The organism is Micromonospora sp. NPDC047753, assembly GCF_040642735.1.
In the GTDB taxonomy this organism is placed as follows: Bacteria; Actinomycetota; Actinomycetes; order Mycobacteriales; family Micromonosporaceae; genus Micromonospora.
Genome location: NZ_JBEYSL010000815.1, coordinates 1 through 1,692 on the forward strand (window position 1 = coordinate 1; position 1,692 = coordinate 1,692).

Consider the following 1,692-nt stretch of genomic DNA (forward strand, 5'->3'; position numbering starts at 1 on the left):
CTCCTCGTGCCGCAGCCGCGAGTAGTGCTCCATCTCGCGGCGGATGATGCCGCCCTTGGGGTGGAAGACCGCCAGGCCGGAGCCGATCTCGTCGGGGAAGCTGAACAGGTCGAGGTCCGCGCCGAGCTTGCGGTGGTCGCGCCGGGCGGCCTCCTCCAACAGCTTCAGGTACGCCTTGAGCTCGTCGCGGGTCGGCCACGCGGTGCCGTACACCCGCTGCAGTTGGGGGTTCTTCTCCGACCCCCGCCAGTACGCGGCGGCGGAGCGCATCAGCTTGAACGCGCCGATCAGTCGGGTGGTCGGCAGGTGCGGGCCCCGGCACAGGTCCGACCAGCAGACCTTGTCCTCCTTGGCGTCGAGGTTGTCGTAGATGGTCAGCTCGCCGCCGCCCACCTCCATCACCTCGTCGGTGTCCAGGCCCTCGCCCTTGACCTCGATCAACTCCAGCTTGAACGGCTCGTCGGCCAGCTCGGAGCGCGCCTCGTCCAGGCTGCCGAAGCGGCGGCGACGGAACCGCTGCCCGGACTTGATGATCTCCTGCATGCGCTTCTCGAGCTTGCTGAGGTCATCGGGCTGGAACGGCTTGTCGACGTCGAAGTCGTAGTAGAAGCCGTTCTCGATGGGCGGGCCGATGCCCAGCTTGGCCTCGGGGAAGATGTCCTGCACGGCCTGGGCGAGGACGTGCGCGGTGGAGTGGCGCAGCACGTTGAGCCCGTCGGGCGAATCCAGGGTGACCGGCTCGACGACGGTTTCCTCGGCCGGCGCCCAGTCCAGGTCGCGCAGCTGGCCCTGCGGGTCGCGGACCACGACGATCGCCTTGGGACCGTTCGCGGGCAGTCCGGCCGCGGCCACCGCGTCGGCCGCCGTGGTCCCGGCGGCGACGACGACGGGGTCGGCCACGGCGGGGGTACGGGGTGCGGACACGGTGACTCCTCCAAGTGGTACGAAACGGTGCCGATCCTCGGCTCCTGCCGATGCTATCGGTCGCCCCGCCCCCGACCGGGAAGGGCACCTCCTTACCGCCGACGTTGAACCTTTCGCGCCTCGCAGCCGAACTAGAAGGTGTGGCCGGAAACCGGAACCGGCCACGCCGACACGGATGGGGGCACGACATGGCGAGCACGTACGGCGGTGGCCGTCGGCGGCGGATCGTGGCGGCGACCGCGGTGACCGCCGCTGGGCTGCTGCTCTGGCCTGGCACGGCGTACGCGGCAGACGTGACGACCACCCCGACCGAGGCCCGGCAGGGCGAGGCGGTACGGCTGGAGTTCAGCGTTCCGGAGGAGCGGGCCGGCACGAGGACCAAGCAGATCGAGGTACGGCTGCCGGCCGACGCGCCGATCGCCGAGGTCTACCCCATGTCGGTGGACGGCTGGGCGCCCCGGCTCAGCTCCCGCACCCTGGACAAGCCGCTGCCCGGCATCCACTCCTCCGGGGTGAGCACTGTGACGACCGCGGTGACCTGGGTCCGGGTCGGTGCGAGCGACCCGGGGCCGGCTCGGTTGGCGCTCTCCATGGGGCCGATGCCGCAGGCCGAGCGGCTCACCTTCGAGGTCGTCCAGACGTACGCCGATGGCACTGTGGTCCGGTGGGCGGACGCCACCGGTCCGCACCGGGCCCCGGCGCTGACCCTGCTGCCGGCGGCGCCCGGCGCGGCGGGTCCGGCCGCGCACGGCGGCGGTCACGGCGGCC

At 71.9% G+C, this 1,692-nt stretch carries 2 protein-coding genes; one reads left to right on the forward strand and one right to left on the reverse strand.

Going from position 1 to position 1,692, the window contains the following annotated elements; translation table 11 throughout:
• Positions 1-924, reverse strand: a 924-nt coding sequence (locus ABZ749_RS34825) for a threonine--tRNA ligase (RefSeq protein WP_357235595.1), incomplete at its 3' end; no start/stop codon positions are given.
• 188 nt (positions 925-1,112) lie between these two features.
• Here ABZ749_RS34825 and ABZ749_RS34830 point away from each other — a divergent pair.
• A partial coding sequence (locus ABZ749_RS34830) for a DUF1775 domain-containing protein (RefSeq protein ID WP_357235598.1) occupies positions 1,113-1,692 on the forward strand: 580 nt, incomplete at its 3' end.